This is a genomic window from Proteus sp. fly-1089 (assembly GCF_040138965.1).
Classification (GTDB): Bacteria; Pseudomonadota; Gammaproteobacteria; order Enterobacterales; family Enterobacteriaceae; genus Proteus; species Proteus vulgaris_B.
Genome location: NZ_JBEETS010000005.1, coordinates 245,394 through 266,083 on the forward strand (window position 1 = coordinate 245,394; position 20,690 = coordinate 266,083).

The 20,690-nt window shown below is 39.7% G+C and carries 16 protein-coding genes and 1 tRNA gene; 5 read left to right on the forward strand and 12 right to left on the reverse strand.

What is annotated here, in order from left to right; genetic code table 11:
* Window positions 1-367: 367 nt before the first annotated feature.
* Window positions 368-1,627 (reverse strand): transcription termination factor Rho, encoded by a 1,260-nt coding sequence (rho, locus tag ABN080_RS13140; RefSeq protein ID WP_036939597.1) that lies wholly within the window; start codon window positions 1,625-1,627, stop codon window positions 368-370.
* Between the two features lie 567 nt (window positions 1,628-2,194).
* A complete protein-coding gene (trxA, locus tag ABN080_RS13145; RefSeq protein WP_006535838.1) occupies window positions 2,195-2,521 on the reverse strand; it encodes a thioredoxin TrxA in 327 nt (108 codons plus the stop codon).
* 119 nt (window positions 2,522-2,640) lie between these two features.
* On the opposite strand from trxA, the gene rhlB reads away from it, so the two are divergent.
* Together rhlB and gppA are read left to right on the forward strand one after the other, a co-directional pair.
* Window positions 2,641-3,942 carry an ATP-dependent RNA helicase RhlB gene (gene rhlB, locus ABN080_RS13150; protein ID WP_197269671.1) on the forward strand — a complete coding sequence of 434 codons (1,302 nt, stop codon included), beginning with the start codon at window positions 2,641-2,643 and terminating at the stop codon, window positions 3,940-3,942.
* Between the two features lie 3 nt (window positions 3,943-3,945).
* Complete coding sequence (gene gppA / locus ABN080_RS13155; RefSeq protein ID WP_349441224.1) at window positions 3,946-5,454, forward strand: guanosine-5'-triphosphate,3'-diphosphate diphosphatase; 1,509 nt, start codon at window positions 3,946-3,948, stop codon at window positions 5,452-5,454.
* A 73-nt stretch (window positions 5,455-5,527) separates the two neighbouring features.
* On the opposite strand, the gene rep is transcribed toward gppA, so the two are convergent.
* Window positions 5,528-7,552 (reverse strand): DNA helicase Rep, encoded by a 2,025-nt coding sequence (gene rep / locus ABN080_RS13160; RefSeq protein WP_349441225.1) that lies wholly within the window; start codon window positions 7,550-7,552, stop codon window positions 5,528-5,530.
* A 371-nt stretch (window positions 7,553-7,923) separates the two neighbouring features.
* On the reverse strand, window positions 7,924-9,399 hold the full coding sequence (gene ilvC, locus ABN080_RS13165) for a ketol-acid reductoisomerase (protein ID WP_196554218.1): 1,476 nt from the start codon (window positions 9,397-9,399) through the stop codon (window positions 7,924-7,926).
* A gap of 169 nt (window positions 9,400-9,568) precedes the next feature.
* Here ilvC and ilvY point away from each other — a divergent pair, with 169 nt between their 5' ends.
* Window positions 9,569-10,456, forward strand: coding sequence for an HTH-type transcriptional activator IlvY (ilvY, locus tag ABN080_RS13170; RefSeq protein WP_072070861.1), 888 nt, complete (start codon window positions 9,569-9,571; stop codon window positions 10,454-10,456).
* Here ilvY and ilvA read toward each other — a convergent pair.
* The 6 genes from ilvA to ilvL all read right to left on the reverse strand — a co-directional run bounded on the left by ilvA (window position 10,442) and on the right by ilvL (window position 17,032).
* Window positions 10,442-12,016 carry a threonine ammonia-lyase, biosynthetic gene (gene ilvA / locus ABN080_RS13175; RefSeq protein WP_072070862.1) on the reverse strand — a complete coding sequence of 525 codons (1,575 nt, stop codon included), beginning with the start codon at window positions 12,014-12,016 and terminating at the stop codon, window positions 10,442-10,444. The two genes, ilvY and ilvA, sit on opposite strands and share 15 nt — an antisense overlap.
* A gap of 3 nt (window positions 12,017-12,019) precedes the next feature.
* Complete coding sequence (ilvD, locus tag ABN080_RS13180; protein ID WP_196554216.1) at window positions 12,020-13,870, reverse strand: dihydroxy-acid dehydratase; 1,851 nt, start codon at window positions 13,868-13,870, stop codon at window positions 12,020-12,022.
* Between the two features lie 71 nt (window positions 13,871-13,941).
* On the reverse strand, window positions 13,942-14,868 hold the full coding sequence (locus ABN080_RS13185; protein WP_349441226.1) for a branched-chain amino acid transaminase: 927 nt from the start codon (window positions 14,866-14,868) through the stop codon (window positions 13,942-13,944).
* Between the two features lie 10 nt (window positions 14,869-14,878).
* The gene (gene ilvM / locus ABN080_RS13190; protein WP_023583660.1) at window positions 14,879-15,154 is read right to left on the reverse strand and encodes an acetolactate synthase 2 small subunit; all 276 of its coding nucleotides are present in this window, start codon (window positions 15,152-15,154) and stop codon (window positions 14,879-14,881) included.
* On the reverse strand, window positions 15,151-16,800 hold the full coding sequence (gene ilvG, locus ABN080_RS13195) for an acetolactate synthase 2 catalytic subunit (protein ID WP_349441227.1): 1,650 nt from the start codon (window positions 16,798-16,800) through the stop codon (window positions 15,151-15,153). Before ilvG ends, ilvM begins: the two co-directional genes overlap by 4 nt.
* Window positions 16,801-16,930: 130 nt before the next feature.
* Window positions 16,931-17,032, reverse strand: coding sequence for an ilv operon leader peptide (gene ilvL / locus ABN080_RS13200; RefSeq protein ID WP_071788577.1), 102 nt, complete (start codon window positions 17,030-17,032; stop codon window positions 16,931-16,933).
* Window positions 17,033-17,474: 442 nt separating this feature from the next.
* On the opposite strand from ilvL, the gene ABN080_RS13205 reads away from it, so the two are divergent.
* Window positions 17,475-19,007: a YifB family Mg chelatase-like AAA ATPase gene (locus ABN080_RS13205; protein WP_197269673.1), complete on the forward strand. Its 1,533-nt coding sequence runs from the start codon at window positions 17,475-17,477 to the stop codon at window positions 19,005-19,007.
* Window positions 19,008-19,053: 46 nt separating this feature from the next.
* On the opposite strand, the gene ABN080_RS13210 is transcribed toward ABN080_RS13205, so the two are convergent.
* Window positions 19,054-19,392, reverse strand: a complete 339-nt coding sequence (locus ABN080_RS13210; protein WP_072070866.1) for a MaoP family protein — start codon at window positions 19,390-19,392, stop codon at window positions 19,054-19,056.
* Window positions 19,393-19,507: 115 nt separating this feature from the next.
* On the opposite strand from ABN080_RS13210, the gene hdfR reads away from it, so the two are divergent.
* Window positions 19,508-20,329, forward strand: coding sequence for an HTH-type transcriptional regulator HdfR (hdfR, locus tag ABN080_RS13215; protein ID WP_115351255.1), 822 nt, complete (start codon window positions 19,508-19,510; stop codon window positions 20,327-20,329).
* Window positions 20,330-20,532: 203 nt separating this feature from the next.
* On the opposite strand, the gene ABN080_RS13220 is transcribed toward hdfR, so the two are convergent.
* A tRNA-Trp gene (locus ABN080_RS13220) sits at window positions 20,533-20,608 on the reverse strand.
* Window positions 20,609-20,690 lie beyond the last annotated feature (82 nt).

Genomic DNA, 20,690 nt, shown 5'->3' on the forward strand with positions numbered 1-20,690 from the left:
ATTTTACCCTTCCATGTGTTTTTATTCTTTTTTCCAGCTCCACCACGACGAGTTTCTTCAAAACCCACCACCCTTCATCAATTATAAGTTTTCCTTAACTATTTTTTATTGATGCCATCGCTATTTTTATCAATTACTAAAACATGCAATATATATACCAACTTCTCGCTAAAATATTGCACTCAAAATTTAATTACACCCATAAAAAAACGCCACAATAGTGTGGCGTTTTTATCATATCGTCATTCTAACAAAGTAAACGAGCTTAACAGCATATAAATTGAGGGGATATTACTTATTCTGTAACAGAGCACACTCTTTTAATATTTTAATGTTGTTATTAGCTCAGCCGCTTTGTTAATAAATCTTATGAGCGTTTCATAAAGTCAAAGAACTCTTCATTTGTCTTCGTCATCGCTAATTTATTAATGAGGAATTCCATCGCGTCGATTTCACCCATCGGATGAATAATCTTACGCAGGATCCACATTTTTTGTAGCTCATCTTGGGTCGTCAGCAATTCTTCTTTACGTGTACCAGAACGATTATAATCGATCGCTGGGAAAACACGTTTTTCAGCAATTTTACGAGACAGGTGCAATTCCATATTACCTGTACCTTTAAATTCTTCGTAGATAACTTCGTCCATTTTAGAACCAGTATCAACGAGCGCTGTTGCAATGATAGTTAAACTACCACCTTCTTCAACATTACGAGCTGCTCCGAAGAAACGTTTAGGGCGATGCAATGCGTTTGCATCCACACCACCAGTTAACACTTTACCTGACGAAGGTACAACAGTGTTATAAGCACGCGCTAAACGAGTAATAGAATCTAACAAGATGATAACGTCTTTTTTATGCTCAACTAAGCGTTTTGCTTTTTCGATGACCATCTCTGCAACTTGTACGTGGCGAGAAGCTGGTTCATCAAAGGTAGAGGCGATAACTTCACCTTTTACCAAGCGTTGCATCTCAGTTACTTCTTCTGGACGTTCATCAATCAGAAGTACCATCAATACGCAATCAGGGTAATTATGAGCAATATTTGCTGCGATATTTTGCAGCAACATTGTTTTACCTGCTTTTGGTGGAGCAACAATAAGACCACGTTGACCACGGCCGATTGGTGCGGCTAAGTCAAGAACACGCGCAGTTAAGTCTTCTGTTGAACCATTACCACGTTCCATGCGTAAACGATTATTAGCATGTAAAGGTGTTAAGTTTTCAAAGAGGATTTTACTGCGGGCATTTTCTGGTTTATCAAAGTTAACTTCATTAACTTTTAGGAGGGCAAAATAGCGTTCACCTTCTTTAGGAGGACGGATTTTCCCTGCGATGGTGTCACCAGTGCGAAGGTTAAAGCGGCGAATTTGACTTGGAGAAACGTAGATATCATCGGGACCAGCAAGGTAGGAACTGTCTGCGGAACGTAGGAAGCCGAAGCCATCCTGCAATATTTCCAGCACACCGTCACCGAAAATATCTTCTCCACTTTTCGCGTGTTGCTTCAAGATAGAGAAAATAATGTCTTGCTTTCTCATTCGAGCCAGGTTCTCTAGCCCCATATTTTCGCCAAGTGCTATCAGTTCTGATACCGGCGTATTTTTTAATTCGGTAAGATTCATAATGGTGGGTTCTTAATAACTCGGGGTAACTCTCGAACTATGAACGTGAATAGTATAACAGCGAATCGCTGTCAGTTTCGTCATGTGTAAAATTACAGATTATAACTTTCTAACATAAGGGTATAACTAAAATGATAATGTTAGAGAGTATTAATACTATTAGACCAGTCTGCTTTATACCCAGAGAAGTGACATTCATTGTCTTAATGCTATGAGTGTACTTTCAACTTATGGGTTAGGAACATACTTGGAAAAATTTATATTCCCTGAATACTATAGATTATTCTAAGGCAACTTGACTGGTTAGATGAATTCAGATTACTTATATTAAATATCATATTAGATTAAATATCATATCATGTTATTCAATTCTATTACTTTGCACGCTTGATATTCAATATCTCAGACTTATTTAATCATGTCTAATCATATTGACAAGAAGATCCGATATATTATGTAAGTAAGTGGCGCTAACTTATCATGCTTCGAAGCGGACGTCTAGCGGTCAATAACAGAAATACTGACAAGGTCTAAACGTCCTACTTTATTTTTGATATCTAAATCAAATTAGATATTTTCGTCTAAAAACTCTTTTAGTTGAGTTTTTGACAACGCACCTACTTTAGTCGCTGCAACTGCACCATTTTTGAATAAAATCAGTGTAGGAATGCCACGAATACCGTATTTTGGTGCTGTTAGTGGGTTTTGATCGATGTTTAGCTTCGCAACTGTTAATTTACCAGCGTATTCTGTTGCAACTTCATCTAGAATAGGAGCAATCATTTTACATGGGCCACACCATTCAGCCCAGAAATCAACGAGCACGGGGCCGGTTGCATTTAATACATCAGCATCGAATTTGCTGTCAGATAAGTGAAGGATTTTATCGCTCATTGTTCTACTCCAAAGAATAATATTGACCGTACCAGTGTAACATTAAATAACAAAAGTCTGTCTGCATTTCAGCGGATAAACTTTTGTAATGCAACCCATAACTGATATTCTATTACATTATGAGCAAAACATATTTGACAGAAAAGAAGTTTTCCGACTTCGCCTTGCATCCAAAAGTGATAGAAGCCCTTGAGAAAAAAGGGTTCTCTAATTGTACACAAATTCAGGCATTGACGTTACCTATCACTGTGAAAGGTCAAGACATTGCCGGGCAAGCCCAAACAGGAACAGGCAAAACGTTGGCGTTTTTAACCTCAACGTTTCATTATCTTTTAACGCACCCTGCAAAAGAAGGGCATGAAGCGAACCAACCTCGTGCTCTTATTATGGCACCAACACGCGAATTAGCCGTGCAGATTTATTCTGATGCTAAAGAGCTTGCACAAAGCACAGGGATTAAGATGGGTCTCGCCTATGGTGGCGACGGCTATGATGAACAACTAAAAGTATTAAGTAATGGTGTCGATATTGTTATTGGCACAACTGGGCGCTTAATTGACTATGTTAAGCAAGGTCATATTAATCTTAGCGCAATTCAAGTTGTAGTACTTGATGAAGCGGACAGAATGTACGATCTCGGCTTTATTAAAGATATTCGTTGGATCTTCCGCCGTATGCCAGTTGCGGCTGAGCGTATGAATATGTTGTTCTCTGCAACACTATCTTACCGTGTAAGAGAACTTGCCTTTGAACAAATGAATAACCCTGAATACGTTGAAGTTGAACCTGAACAAAAAACAGGTTTTAGTATAAAAGAAGAGCTTTTTTATCCTTCAAATGAAGAGAAAATGCGCCTTCTTCAAACGTTAATTGAAGAAGAATGGCCTGATCGCTGTATCATTTTCGCCAATACAAAACATCGTTGTGACGACATTTGGGCACACCTTGCCGCAGATGGACACCGCGTTGGTTTATTAACAGGTGATGTTCCTCAGAAAAAACGTCTGCGTATTTTAGAAGATTTTACCCAAGGTAATATTGATATTCTGGTTGCCACCGACGTTGCTGCTAGAGGTCTTCATATTCCATCTGTAACACATGTTTTTAACTATGATTTACCTGATGATTGTGAAGATTATGTTCACCGCATTGGTAGAACTGGACGTGCGGGTAATAGTGGTAATTCAATCAGTCTTGCGTGTGAAGAATATGCCCTAAATTTACCTGCAATTGAGACCTATATTCAACATGCTATTCCTGTGAGTAAATATAATAGTGATGCGTTATTGACAGATCTTCCTGAGCCTAAACGCCGTCACCGCCCTCGCCAAAATCAGCCTCGTCGCAATAATGCGCCGTCGCGAAACCGAGGAAATAATACTCAACGTAACAACCGAAATAAACGCCCGAGTCATCCATAAATTATGCTGAAATCTTCATCACTTTATGCTGCTATTGATTTAGGTTCTAACAGTTTTCATATGTTAGTCGTTCGAGAAATTGCGGGTTCAATACAAGTACTTTCCCGTGTGAAACGTAAAGTTCGACTCGCTGCGGGCCTAAACAGTGAAAATGAATTGTCAGAACAGGCAATGGAACGCGGTTGGCAATGTTTACGACTGTTTTCTGAATATCTACGTGATATTCCAGCAGAACAAATCAAAGTCGTCGCAACAGCCACATTACGTATTGCTAAAAATGCAGATATTTTTGTCGCTAAAGCCTCTGAAATTCTGGGTAATACGGTTCATGTCATTAGTGGTGAGGAGGAAGCACGCCTTATCTACCGTGGTGTTGCACATACCACAGGTGGTGCAGAACAACGTTTAGTGGTGGATATTGGTGGTGGAAGCACTGAGTTAGTGACAGGTACCGGCGCTAAAACGACGCAATTGATGAGCCTAAGTATGGGTTGCGTGACTTGGTTAGAGCGCTATTTTACTGATCGCACTCTCACTCAAGAAAATTTTGCCAAAGCACAAAATGCAGCGAAAGCGATACTCGCCCCTGTTGCAGAGAAATTACTTCAACAAGGCTGGCAAGTCTGCGTAGGTGCATCTGGTACTGTTCAAGCTCTGCAAGAGATCATGATTGCGCAAGGAATGGATGAATTAATTACCTTGCCTAAGTTGGAACGACTTAAACATAAAGCAATTGAATGTGGAAAGTTGGAAGAGTTGGAAATTGAAGGACTCACTTTTGAACGAGCCTTAGTGTTTCCAAGTGGACTTGCTATTTTGATCGCCATATTTGAAACCTTGCACATTAAAAATATGATCCTTGCGGGAGGCGCATTAAGAGAAGGGCTAGTCTATGGCATGTTGCACTTACCTATTGAGCAAGATATTCGCCAACGCACCCTTCGCAATATCCAACGTCGTTTTCAAATTGAAATTGAGCAAGCACACCGCGTACAACAACTGGCTGAACACTTTTTTATTCAAGTCAGTAAAAGTTGGCAGTTAGATAATCGTTGTCGTGAATTACTTAATAGTGCCTGTGCATTACATGAAATTGGGCTCAGTGTTGATTTTCGTCAAGCACCGTCACATGCAAGCTATCTACTTTCTCATCTTGATTTACCTGGATACACACCAGCACAACGACGTTTATTAGCATCGTTATTAAGAAATCAAATGGGAATTATCGATCTTGCCCCTCTTAATCATCAAAATGCATTGCCGATAAATCAAGCCTATCAATTAGTGCGTCTACTGCGATTGGCTATTATTTTTGCTAGCCGTCGCCGCGATGACACACTTCCCGCATTGCGATTACGTACTGAGGGTGAAACACTCATTATTACCCTGCCTTATCAGTGGCTTAATGAGCACCCATTACGGGCTGAAAATCTCCAAGAAGAGATCCAACTACAGAGTTATGTGCATTGGTCTTTAATGATTGAAGAACAAAATAGCTCTCGTATAAGTTAACTTTTTACTTATACAAAAATAAAAACCCCTTGTACATTTATATGACAAGGGGTTAATTTTAATAACTAATAAATTATTCAGATTTATGTTTTGCTAGCATTGCTCTTAATCCCGCCACACCCTTTTGCCCTTTTTCTTGCTTCTCTTCTGCACTTAACGCTTTCTTTTTATTAGTATCCCAATTTAAATCATCTTGAGGTAATTCATACAGAAAACGACTTGGATCTGGTCGAATTAATTCGCCATATTGACGTCTTTCTTTGCATAATGTAAACGTGAGTGTTTTTTGTGCACGAGTAATGCCCACATAAGCAAGGCGTCGCTCTTCTTCAACATTATCTTCATCAATACTGCTTTGATGTGGCAATATACCTTCTTCCATTCCCACTAAAAAAACATGTGGAAATTCAAGACCTTTAGAGGCATGCAATGTCATTAACTGAACCTGATCTAGCTCTTCTTCTGTTTCACCGCGCTCCATCATATCGCGCAGAGTAAAGCGGTTAACCACTTGAGAAAGAGTCATAGGTTCATGTAATTCATTACCTTCTAGCATTTCACTCATCCATGAGAATAGCTGATTAATATTTTTCATCCTCATTTCTGCAGCTTTTGCACTACTTGAGGTTTCATATAACCAACTTTCATAATCCATTTCATGCAATAAATCGCGCACAGCCAGCAGTGGCTCTCGTTCCGATTTTTGCACTATACGTGACATCCATTGTGAGAATGCTTGTAATGAATTTAAACCTCGTCCAGTTAGCGTTTGGCTTAACCCTAAATCAAAACAGGCATTGTATAAGCTTTTATCTCGAATTTTTGCCCATTCACCTAATTTTTGGATTGTTATTGGTCCAATTTCACGACGAGGTTTATTCACAATACGTAAAAATGCCGCATCATCATCAGGATTAGTAATGACTCGCAAATAAGCAAGAATATCTTTTATTTCCTCTCGTGAGAAAAAGGAGGTTTCCCCTGAAATACGATAAGGAATGCGATTTTGCATCAGATATTTTTCAAAAACACGAGACTGATGGTTACCACGATAAAGTATCGCGTAATCTTTATAATTCGTTTTATTAATAAAATGGTGAGCAATTAATTCACCCGCTACACGCTCTGCTTCATGCTCTTCATTATTTGCCGTTAAAACTCGCAGTTCATCACCATAACCTAATTCAGAAAATAATCGTTTTTCAAAAACATGAGGGTTATTTTCAATCAATATATTCGCTGATTTTAAAATGCGCCCTGAAGATCGATAATTTTGTTCAAGTTTGATTACATTGAGTTGTGGAAAGTCTTTTTGTAACAACACGAGATTTTGAGGGCGAGCACCACGCCATGAATAAATGGATTGATCATCATCACCAACAACGGTAAAACGAGCCCTTTCGCCTACCAACCACTTTACCAATTCATATTGGCTTGTATTGGTATCTTGATATTCATCCACCAACAAATAGCGGATACGTCTTTGCCAGCGCTCTCTGACTTCTTCATTTGTGCGCAATAATAGGGTTGGTCGGCTAATTAAGTCATCAAAGTCGAGCACATTACAGCTACGCAGATGTTGTTCATAACGTCGAAAGCATTCGGCAAAAGTATGGTCTTGTTGCGATCTCGCCATTCCAATTGCTTGTTCTGGCGTGAGCATATCGTTTTTCCAGTTAGAGATTTGGCTCTTTAACTGAGAAAGTAAATCTTTATCTTCTTCTAATAAATCTACTGTTAATTCTTTGAGTAGTGCAGACTGGTCTTGATCGTCAAATAATGAAAATTTAGCTTTAATCCCTAACGCTTTATATTCGCGTTTAATAATTTCCAATCCCAATGTATGGAACGTTGAGATCATCAATCCCTTCGCTTCTTGGCGCCCTAATGTTTGAGCAACACGCTCTTTCATTTCACGCGCAGCTTTATTGGTAAAAGTAACCGCCACAATCTGTTTTGCGGGATATTGGCATTGACGAATAAGGTGTGCAATTTTATTAGTAATAACCCGTGTTTTACCCGACCCTGCGCCAGCCAAGACCAAACAAGGACCTGACACATATTCAACTGCTTTTTGCTGACCGGGATTTAATCGCATACTTTTTCCAAACTTCATTAACCAAGAACATAACGGGGGATAATTGTAGCAGAAACCAGCCAAAGTCTTGAGTATTCCCCCTTTCAATTTTCCTTAAACTATAAAAACAAAAAACCGTACTCTATGAAGAAATACGGTTTCAATAAAATTTAATCTTTATTTTCTGCTTATTTTTCTAAGCTATTTACGTGAGAAGAAGGCGGCAAAGGAGGTTATCCCAAGGAGCATACATCAGTATGTGACTTCGGTAACCGAGTGTAGCCAACGCACTTATCGCGTAAATAACGACGAAAAATCAATCAGTATGTGCCTTGGGTAACAGAGCGAAGCCAACGCACTTATCGCGTAAAGAGCGACGAAAAATCAGAAAGTTAGTTGGCGACGGCAATCTTCTTCATATCCGTCATATACCCGCGCAATGTTTTACCTACGGCTTCAATTGGGTGCTGACGAATTGCTTCATTGATATCACGTAATTGTGCGTTATCTGTTCCATTATCTTGAACTTTTTTCGCTAAATCACCAGATTGCAATGTTGTCATAAACTCTTTCAGCATAGGAACAACAGCGAATGAGAACAGATAGTTACCGTATTCTGCGGTATCAGAGATAACCACGTTCATTTCATATAAACGCTTACGAGCAATGGTATTTGCGATTAATGGCAACTCATGCAGTGATTCATAATATGCTGATTCAGCAAAGATACCCGCTTCAATCATCGTATCAAAGGCTAATTCAACACCAGCTTTAACCATTGCAACCATTAATACTCCGTGATCAAAGTACTCTTGCTCGCTGATTTTCCCCTCATATTCAGGGTAATTTTCGAAGGCACTCGCTCCGGTCTCTTCACGCCATGTCAGCAAGTTTTTATCATCATTTGCCCAGTCAGCCATCATTGTCTCAGAGAATTTCCCTGAAATGATGTCATCCATATGTTTAGCAAACAGCGGAGCCATGATCTCTTTCAATTGTTCTGATAATGCATAGGCACGCATTTTTGCTGGATTAGATAATCTGTCCATCATCAAGGTGATACCACCTTGCTTCAAGGCTTCCGTAATGGTTTCCCAACCAAACTGAATTAGCTTACCTGCATAACCTGGCTCTACGCCATCAGCAACCATTTTGTCGTAACATAACAGTGAGCCTGCTTGTAACATACCGCACAGAATTGTTTGCTCCCCCATTAAGTCTGATTTTACTTCAGCAACAAAAGAAGACTCTAAAACGCCGGCACGATGTCCACCAGTTGCCGCGGCCCATGCTTTAGCAATAGCCATACCTTCACCTTTTGCATCGTTCTCTGGGTGAACAGCAATCAATGTTGGAACACCAAAGCCACGCTTATATTCTTCACGAACTTCGGTACCTGGACATTTCGGTGCAACCATAACAACGGTAATGTCATCGCGAATTTTTTCGCCCACTTCAACGATATTAAAACCATGAGAATAGCCTAATGCTGCACCTGATTTCATCAGTGGTTGAACCGCTTGAACAACCGCTGAGTGTTGTTTGTCTGGCGTTAAGTTAACGACTAAATCTGCTTGTGGGATCAGTGCTTCATAGGTTCCAACTTCAAAACCATTTTCAGTCGCACGACGCCATGATGCACGTTTTTCATTAATTGCTTCTTGGCGTAATGCATAGGCGATATTCAAGCCAGAATCACGCATATTTAAACCTTGGTTAAGGCCTTGAGCGCCGCAACCAACGATAACGACTTTTTTGCCTTTCAGGTAATTTGCTTCATCAGCAAATTCTTCACGTGACATAAAGCGACATTTACCTAATTGCGACAACTGCTGACGCAGATTCAATGTATTAAAATAATTTGCCATAGAAGACTCCAAAATCGTTGTGTATGTGTTTGCTATTATTATCCTCACTCTCTGTGAGGTGTTGCATGACTTTACTATAGGGGATGAAAGCCGTTGCTTAAATTGATATATTTACAAGATAGTGTTGCAAAAAATGCAACGTTCTTTTTTATCATATGAGTGCCTGACAATGGATATTCGTGATCTCAAGCTCTTTGTACATTTAGCGGAAAGCTGTCATTTCACCAAGACTGCACAAGCAATGCACGTTAGCCCTTCTACACTGTCTCGCCAAATTCAACGCCTTGAGGAAAGCTTAGGCCATCCACTGTTTTTACGTGACAACCGACAAGTCACCCTTACTGATGCTGGCGAACAATTAAAGCGCTATGCCCAACAAACCTTATTGCAATATAAGCAACTTAAACACACGCTAAATCAAAATAGCCCCAGCCTTTCTGGTGAGTTACGCCTATTCTGTTCTGTGACTGCCGCTTACAGTCATTTACCTCCTATTCTTGATCGTTTTCGAGCTGAAAACCCATTAGTCGAAATAAAACTCACGACAGGTGATGCGGCTGATGCGGTCGATAAAGTGCAATCTGATGAAGCGGATTTAGGTATCGCGGGTAAACCTGACAAACTTCCTGAAAATATCTGTTTTGAAAAAATAGGTGAAATCCCATTAGTGCTGATTGCACCAGCACTACCTTGCAATGTTCGCCATCTTGCAACTCAAGAGAAACCAGATTGGCTCAATATTCCGTTTATCATTCCTGAACATGGCCCATCAAGACAACGGATCGCACTATGGTTTAAGCGTCATCGTATCCATAATCCCTCAATTTATGCGACGGTTTCGGGACATGAAGCAATTGTTTCAATGGTGGCATTAGGTTGTGGTATTGCACTTATCCCTCAGGTTGTCGTTGATAACTGTCCTGAACCTGTACGTAATCGCATCTCTTCACTTGATAATATTTCAATGGTAGAACCTTTTGAATTGGGCGTTTGCACATTACACAAACGCCTTCAAGAACCTGTTATCAGTGCTTTTTGGCGACTACTCCACGACTAAACTTGCTGGTTGCGGTGACAAGAATAATTGAAAAGAAGGGTTTCCTGTCTCATCATGATACTCATAACCCAAGTCATCTAAATGTCGCTCAAAACGCCCTTCCGTTTCAGGAAGTTCAAATGCCACCAGCACACGTCCATAATCCGTACCATGGCTACGATAATGAAATAAGGTAATATTCCAATAAGTCCCTAATGTTTTTAGAAACTTCATTAAAGCGCCCGGAGATTCTGGAAATTCAAAGCTAAACAGGCGCTCTTTAAGTGGTTTATTCGGACGCCCACCAACCATATAACGCACATGCAATTTTGCCATTTCATCATCAGATAAATCAGCAACTTGATAACCCGCTACCGTGAGTTCACGTAAAATTTCTTTGCGTTCTTGTAACCCTTGGCTTAACCGTACACCGACAAAAATACGTGCATTTTCGGGATCAGCATCGCTATAACGATAATTAAACTCAGTAACAACCCGTTGACCTAAGATTTGACAAAAACGTAAGAAACTTCCTTTCTGTTCAGGAATAGTCACCGCTAATAGCGCTTCACGTTTTTCACCGAGCTCACAGCGTTCAGAAACATAGCGTAAACCATGAAAATTCACATTTGCACCAGAAAGAACATGCGCAAGACGCTCACCTTTGATTTGGTGTTCTTCTACATATTTTTTGAGCCCAGCTAATGCCAATGCACCTGAAGGCTCTGCAATCGCACGTACATCTTCAAATAAATCTTTTACTGCGGCACAAATTGCATCGCTATCCACAGTGATAACATCATCAACATATTTTTGGCATAAACGAAACGTTTCATCACCAATACGCTTGACCGCAACACCTTCAGCAAATAATCCAACTCTTGCTAATTCAACGGGATGCCCTACTTCTAAAGCAGCTTTTAAGCATGCAGCTTCTTCAGCTTCAACACCTATTACTTTAATCTCTGGCATAAGCTGTTTGATTAATACGGCGACACCTGCAATTAAGCCACCGCCACCAACAGGCACAAAAATTCGATCAAGATGAACATCTTGTTGTAAAAGCTCCATCGCCAATGTCGCTTGCCCAGCAATTACAGCAGGATGATCAAAAGGCGGCACAAAGGTGTATCCCATCTCTTCTGATAGCGCGATAGCTTTTGCTTTTGCTTCATCAAAATTAGCCCCATAAAGCAAAGCTTCTCCACCAAATTGGCGAACAGCATCAACTTTGATATCTGCTGTTGCCACTGGCATCACAATGAGAGCTTTTACTCCCATTCGATTGGCTGACAATGCAACACCTTGCGCGTGGTTCCCCGCTGACGCCGTCACGACACCTTTTTCTTTTTGCTCAGGAGTCAGTCCCGCTATCATGGTATAAGCACCACGTAATTTAAAGCTATGAACTGGTTGTCTGTCTTCTCGCTTAACTAAAATAATATTTTCTAAACGTTCAGAGATTTTTGTCATCTCTTGAAGCGGGGTTACTATTGCGGCTTCATAAACGGGTGCGCTCAGCGCCGCTTTTAAATATTCAGCGCTACTTGGCGCTGAATTTAAAGGTCTAAAGGCAGCCATTTTTTAGCCCCCTAATTTAGATTTATCACGCACCGCGCCTTTATCGGCACTAGTGGCTAAAGAGGCGTAAGCACGTAAGGCAAATGAAACTTGGCGCTGTCTATTTTGTGGTGTCCATGCTTTATCACCACGGGCATTTTGTGCATCACGACGAGCTGATAACGTTTTATCATCTACCTTTAATGAGATTTCTCGGGTTGGAATATTGATAGAGACAATATCACCTTCTTCCACTAAACCAATTACTCCACCATTTGCCGCTTCAGGTGAAACATGCCCGATAGATAAACCAGATGTGCCACCAGAGAAACGTCCATCAGTGATAAGTGCACAAGCTTTCCCTAATCCCATTGATTTTAAATAAGAGGTTGGGTACAACATCTCTTGCATTCCAGGGCCACCTTTAGGGCCTTCATAGCGAATAATTACCACATCGCCAGCAACTACTTTTCCGCCTAAAATGGCCTCTACCGCATCATCTTGGCTTTCATATACTTTTGCGGGGCCACTAAAGACCAAGTTATCTTCATCAACACCCGCTGTTTTAACGATACAACCATCTTCCGCTAAATTACCAGATAACACCGCCAATCCACCATCTTGGCTATAAGCATGTTCTTTACTACGGATACATCCGTTTTCACGATCAGTATCTAAGGTTGGCCAACGACAATTTTGAGAAAATGCTTTCGTTGTACGAATACCTGCTGGGCCTGCTTGGAACATTGATTTTACTTGCTCATCTTGTGTTAACATCACATCATATTGTGCTAACGTTTCTGGCAAGCTTAATCCTAAGATATTACCCACATTGCGGTTGAGTAATCCGGCTCTGTCTAATTCACCTAAAATACCCATAACTCCACCTGCACGGTGAACATCTTCCATATGATATTTTTGTGTACTTGGAGCTACTTTGCATAAATGAGGTACTTGGCGAGAAAGTCTGTCGATATCTTCCATAGTGAAATCAACCTCACCTTCTTGAGCTGCTGCTAATAAATGCAGAACCGTATTTGTCGAGCCGCCCATTGCGATATCTAAGATCATTGCATTTTCGAAGGCTTCTTTTTTGGCAATATTGCGTGGTAATGCAGATTCGTCATCTTTTTCATAATAGCGTTTGGTTAATTCAACAATACGCTTACCCGCATTAATAAATAGTGTTTCACGATCAGCATGTGTCGCAAGTAATGAGCCATTTCCCGGTTGAGATAATCCCAGAGCTTCAGTTAAACAGTTCATGGAATTTGCAGTAAACATACCCGAACACGATCCACACGTTGGGCAAGCTGATCGTTCAATTTGTTCACTATCAGCATCACTGACATTTGGGTTTGCGCCTTGGATCATGGCATCAACCAGATCTAATTTGATCAGTTGGTCTGAAAGCTTCGTTTTTCCCGCTTCCATTGGACCACCAGAGACAAAAATAACAGGGATATTTAAACGTAAAGACGCCATTAACATTCCTGGGGTGATCTTGTCGCAGTTTGAGATACACACCATCGCATCAGCACAATGTGCATTAACCATATACTCAACAGAATCAGCAATAAGCTCACGCGATGGTAAAGAATAGAGCATTCCACCGTGCCCCATTGCGATACCATCATCAACTGCAATGGTATTAAATTCTTTAGCAACACCACCAGCTGCTTCAATTTGCTCAGCAACCAATTTTCCTAAATCCCGAAGATGCACATGACCTGGTACAAATTGCGTAAATGAGTTCACAACTGCGATAATGGGTTTACCAAAATCAGCATCAGTCATTCCCGTTGCACGCCATAAGGCACGGGCTCCCGCCATATTACGACCATGTGTCGTTGTTGCTGAACGGTATTTAGGCATTTTTCACACTCCTGCGATAAAGAAAGCGAGTAGGGAACATCTACTCACTAAACAAATTTATTTGATTATGTTTATGAATTGATTGGATCTAACCAGCCGTATTTGTCTTCTGTTTCACCCGTGAACAGACCAAAGAACGCTTTTTGAATTGCTTTGGTCACAGGACCACAACGTCCGATACCTACTTGAATACCATCAACGCTACGTACAGGTGTAATTTCTGCCGCTGTACCTGACATAAAGACTTCATCTGCAAGATAGAGTGATTCCCGAGAAAGCACTTGCTCTCGTACTTCATAACCCAGATCTTTTGCCAGTTTAATAATGGCATCACGAGTTATCCCCGGCAGAGCCGACGAAGTAAATGGAGGTGTAAAAATAATCCCATCTTTTACTTCAAATAAATTTTCACCTGCACCTTCTGATAAATAGCCATGAACATCTAATGCTATCCCTTCTTGATAGCCATGACGGCGCGCTTCGCTACCCACTAATAATGATGATAAATAGTTACCACCAGCTTTTGCTGCGGTTGGAATAGTGTTTGGTGCCGCACGATGCCAAGAAGAAACCATCGCATCGATACCTTTATCTAAAGCCTCTTCACCAAGATAGGCTCCCCAAGGGAATGCAGCGATAATCACATCCGTTTTATAACCGGCCGGAGGATTAACCCCCATACCAACATCACCGATGAAAACTAATGGGCGAATATAAGCACTGACTAATTTGTTTTTACGTAAAGTTGTGCGACATGCTTCCATTAATTCGTCAACACTTTGCTCAACTGGCATACGATAAATTTTTGCCGAATCATGTAAACGTTGCATGTGTTCACGATGGCGAAAAACCACTGGTCCTTTATGAGAATCATAACAACGCACACCTTCAAACACAGAAGTTCCATAATGTAATGCGTGAGACATAACGTGCACTTTTGCCTCAGCCCATGGAACCATTTCACCGTTAAACCAAATATAATCAGCTTGCTTTGTCATTCTTTTATCCTTACATGGCACTGAGTGCATTCATGAATCGTAATTTCTCTTTCTGTTGATGTGATACTTGAATACCTGCAACATCAGCTAATTTTGTTAACTGGCTGCATAAAAGTTCTAATGGTCGCTGGCTGCTTACAGTCAGGCTTAAATTGATATTATTACTTTCCGTGATATTCATGTTCATTGAGCATATATGAAAACCACGATGGCGGATAACTCTCAGGATACGTTCTAAGATCTCTGGACAAAAACGGGCTTCAATTGTGATATTGTGTTGGTTCATTTTGATTTCTCCATCATCTCATCATTACTTGCGCCCGGCGGAACTAAAGGCCAGACATTTTCAGCGTCATCGATAGATACCTGTAGTAAATAAGGGCCATCGCTCTCTAATAAACATGTAATAGCATCAGCAACCTGTGCTTTTTCTGTGATACGTTGCCCCGGAATATCAAATGCTTTTGCCAAGGCAACAAAATCTGGATTATCCGTTAAAATTGTTTCGCTATAACGTTGTTCAAAAAATAGTTCTTGCCATTGGCGAACCATACCAAGACGTTGGTTATCTAATAACACCAGTTTGATTGGTAATTGTTTACGTTTGATTGTGCCCAGTTCCTGCACATTCATCATAAAAGAACCATCACCTGAGACGCAGATAACACAAGCATCAGGTCTAGCAATTTGAGCACCAACAGCAGCCGGGATACCAAACCCCATGGTGCCTAAACCACTTGAGGTAATAAAATTTTCAGGTGCATCAAATGCCATATGTTGCGCCGACCACATTTGATGCTGGCCAACATCTGTTGTCACAACAGTATTTTTAGGTTTGGCATCTGATAATTGTTTTAATAACAAAGGGGCATAAATTGCAGAACCCGGATGATCATAACGCCAAGCATGTTCTGTTTTTAATTCTTGTACTTCTTGTTGCCAAGATGCGATAGATAATGACTGAGACAATACAGGCAACAACCCCTTAGCATCCCCCAATAACGCAACATGCGCCTGTTTCAATTTATTTAATTCTGCATGATCGATATCGATATGGATAACCTTGGCATTAGGCGCAAAAGTATTTAATCGCCCCGTGACACGATCATCAAAACGCGCACCAACAGCAATTAATAAATCACTACGCTGAACTGCATAATTTGCCGCTTTAGTGCCATGCATGCCTAACATACCTAAATAATTATCATCTAACGCATCAGCACAGCCCAACCCTTTTAACGTGGAAACAACAGGTATTTCGGTTTGTTTCACAAACTCTCTTAATACATCCACTGCATTGCTCATGGCAACACCTCCACCTACATACAAAATAGGTTTTTGTGCCTGTGCTAACATCTGTTTAGCTTGTGCTAACTCTTGTGTTGGATAAGGAAATTCTTGTTCCTCAGGTAATTCATAACTTGATAAATGGGAAGCATCAGCTAATTGAACATCTTTCGGGATATCAATTAAAACAGGGCCAGGACGCCCTTGAGAGGCTATAGAAAATGCCTCTGATAATACTCTTGGTAATTCATCCACAGATGAGACTAAAAAACTGTGTTTAGTACATGCCAACGAAAGACCTAAAACATCAATCTCTTGAAATGCATCAGTCCCAATTAAATCAGAGGCAACTTGCCCTGTAATGGCAACAACAGGCACAGAGTCTAACAATGCATCAGCAAGTCCAGTGATAACATTAGTAGCGCCTGGGCCTGATGTCGCAATACAAACACCCGTTGTACCAGTAGAACGGGCGAAACCGATAGCAGCAATGGCAGCACCTTGTTCATGACGACATAAAATATGTTCAATACCGCCATCATAGAGTGCGTCATAAACAGGCATAATCGCACCACCAGGATAACCAAAGACGGTTTCAACTTGCTGTTTTCGTAATGCCTGTACTAACCACTGTGCTCCATTCATCCTCTCACCCTGCCATCTTAACTTCTTGTTTAATTTGAATTTATCTTCTATTGAATCTCTTTTTCAAACTCAGGCTCAAAAAAAACCCCCGCGCCTTTCGGTGCGGGGGTTTTTAAGAGATCCGGCTAGTTTAGTTAGCCTTTCTTCGTCCTAGTGCAGCCCCGCACGGTGGGTTAATAATCACCACCACGCTGACAATAATTAGGCTAATCACTAGGACGATAGTATTCATAGTTTTATGACTTCTTTTCTTATTAAAAATGTATGTTTGTTGTGTTTTCTTTCACTCTGTCCTTTTAGAGTTATCATGATATTTTAGTATTGACAACGTTTATTTTAAAAATAATCTCAACATAATGATTTTTATGAATATTTTTATAAACCAAACACCTGTCAGACTATTAACCTTTAAATTATTAATTTATTAGTGATTAATGCTGTTGTTATTGCTGGTATTTTGTTTTTTTTATTATTGAATTTTGTTATTTGAACTTAGATGATAAATATATATTTAATTAATTTTATATTACTTTAAATAATTATATCTGAATTTATATTTTTATTATATTTCAATACGTTGTTTTATTTTAGAGATATCTCGCATTTATTTAATACTCCATTTAACACACAAGAAAAAATAAATTAAAAAGATTAAAAATAATGGAGAATAAAAAATGGCATTGGCAATAATATATACTCGAGCTTCTTTAGGTATTTCAGCACCACTTATTACGATTGAAGCACATATTAGTCAAGGATTACCCGGATTAACATTAGTGGGCTTACCTGAGACTGTCGTTAAAGAAGCAAAAGACAGAGTAAGAAGCGCATTAATTAATAGTGGATATATTTATCCAGCAAAAAGAATAACAATTAACCTTTCGCCTGCCGATTTACCTAAAGAAGGGGCGCGTTATGATCTACCTATTGCACTTGCAATATTAATTGCTTCAGAGCAATTAACCTCAAATAAATTAGAACGTTATGAGTTTATTGGAGAGCTTGCACTTTCAGGTAAGCTTCAACGAGTAAACGCTATTATTCCTTCCGTACTTAGCGCTTCAAAAGATCATCGAATATGTATTGTATCAATAGAACATCAAACTGAAGTTTCATTATTACCAAATAGATCTGCTTTATTAGCCTCTCATCTTTTAGAAATTTGTCATCATCTAGAAAATAATACGCCATTAATTGAAGCGGAAGAATTTATTATTAATGACGCAATTGAAAATCAAGATAATAAAGATATGAGCGATATAATTGGTCAGAATAATGCAAAAAGAGCTGCAGAAATTACAGCAGCAGGAAATCACAACATTTTATTTCTTGGCCCGCCTGGAACTGGGAAAACAATGTTAGCACAAAGAATAAGTACGCTTCTCCCTCCTTTAACCCCCAAAGAAGCACTTGATGTCTTGGTCATTAGTAGTTTAAGAGGAATTACATTTAATGAACGAAAATGGCCCTTAAGACCTTTTAGAGCACCGCATCATACTTCATCTGCGGTTGCTTTAACGGGAGGTGGAACACTTCCTAAACCAGGAGAAATTACCTTAGCACATCATGGGATCTTGTTTTTAGATGAATTGCCAGAGTTTGAACGCCGTGTACTGGACGCATTACGTGAGCCACTCGATGCGAGAGAGATTACTATTTCACGAGCCAAAGCCAAAATAAGCTATCCAGCAAATGTTTTACTGATAGGTGCATTAAATCCAAGCCCAACAGGACACTATCAAGGTAATCATAATCGAGCACCAATAAAACAGATATTACGCTATTTAAGCAAGGTTTCTGGGCCTTTTCTAGATAGATTTGATTTATCTGTCGAGATGCCCCTTCTTCCTCAAGGCGCACTGATTCATCCTTCATTTGAGACAGAAAATAGCATGACAATTAGAGCCCGAGTTTTAAAAGCAAGAGAACGGCAATTTTTACGGTGCGGAAAAGTGAATACTTACCTAACAGGGAAAGAAATTGAATGCTATTGCTCATTAAATACCAGTGATGCCACTTTTCTCGAGGATACACTCAATAAATTAGGATTATCTATACGCGCATGGCATAAAATCTTAAGAGTATCGAGAACAATTGCAGATCTTGCTGATGAAGAGAAAATACAGAGAAATCATTTAATTGAAGCATTAAGCTTTCGTGCAATGGATAGATTAATGATCTATTTACAAAAGCAATTAGATGGATAAATAAAAAGGAGCGAAAAAACGCTCCTTTTTACTAAAACTAATGATATTAATCATCAGAGTCGGTATAGTCATCAGATGGATCGAGCTGTGGCTTTCCACCCGATAATGTATGAAAACGTTTTGGACGACTTATACGACTGGTATATTTCTTCCAAATTTTTTCTTCAACCGTTGCTGCTTCTCGTTCGCCACGACACATGGCAACAAATAATTTTTCCGTTTCAGTTGTAGGCTCTCGTTTACCTAAATCAAGTTCATTAAAGGCTTGACCATGACGTTCCAATATCTGGGATTCCTTGATAGTGAAATCGCCATGACGAGAAAAACCACGCGGATAATGTTTATTGTCAAAAAAACGATTAGTCGTGATAAAACTTTCTGCCATCTGACACACTCCTAATTCTCTATCGTCATACTTATGGCGCGGAGTATTAGATAGTCATGCGGTTCTGTAAAACAAAATATTTAAATCGTAACGACAAATTTTTTTGGAGATAGATGTGGATACCGAATTACTGAAAACCTTTTTGGAAGTCAGTAAGACTAGACACTTTGGCCGAGCCGCTGAATCTCTTTATTTAACGCAATCTGCGGTTAGTTTTAGAATACGGCAATTAGAAACACAATTAGGCACAAATCTGTTTACCCGCCACCGCAATAATATCCGCCTCACTGTTGCTGGTGAAAGGCTTATTCCTTATGCTGAATCGTTAATGAATACTTGGCTTTTAGCTAAAAAAGAAATTAGCCATGCATCTCAACATTCTGAGTTATCAATTGGCGCCACAGCATCACTCTGGGAAGCTTATCTAACATCTTGGTTACAGGAATCTTATCTAGAAAGAAAAGAGCTCAGAATCGAATCTAGAGTCTCTACGAGGCAATCTCTTGTAAAACAACTTCATGCAAGAGAACTTGATCTTCTTTTTACAACTGAAGCACCCAAGATGGATGAATTAGAAAGCAAAATTATTGGCGATATTACTTTTCAGTTGATGAAAATAAAATCAGATAAAACAGAAGAAATAGCACAATTTATCAAAATAGAGTGGAGTGCAGATTTTCAGTCCTTTATTCCAAATGGAATAGTGCCAAAAATTGATCCTATTTTGACCACTAATTCAGCAACTATTGCCTATCAATTAATGAAAACAACACATGCGGTTGCTTTTCTTCCCACACATTGGCGTGATCTTTATTCTGATCTTATGCCAGCCTCAACAGATATTGTTCAAAAGCCTTTATTTGCTGTTTGGCTAAATAGCAGTGATCAACAAGCATTAATACAACAACTATTAAAACAGCCTATAAACCAACAATAAAGCTTAGTTTTTTCTATAGTTATCAATAAATATCAATAGTGTCATACTGATATATTGGTATAGGGAAATGTGTTGTCAGCTTGTAGGGTAAAGCATAATAAATGCTCAGGAAGAAAGATTTAGAGGATAACAGATAACAAAAAGCCCAGTTAATTAACTGGGCTACAAAGAAGTATAAATTTTGTTATTACTTAATTGGTAACTGGCAGGGGCGGAGAGGCTCGAACTCCCAACACCCGGTTTTGGAGACCGGTGCTCTACCAATTGAACTACGCCCCTAAATAGTTGGCGGAACGGACGGGACTCGAACCCGCGACCCCCTGCGTGACAGGCAGGTATTCTAACCAACTGAACTACCGCT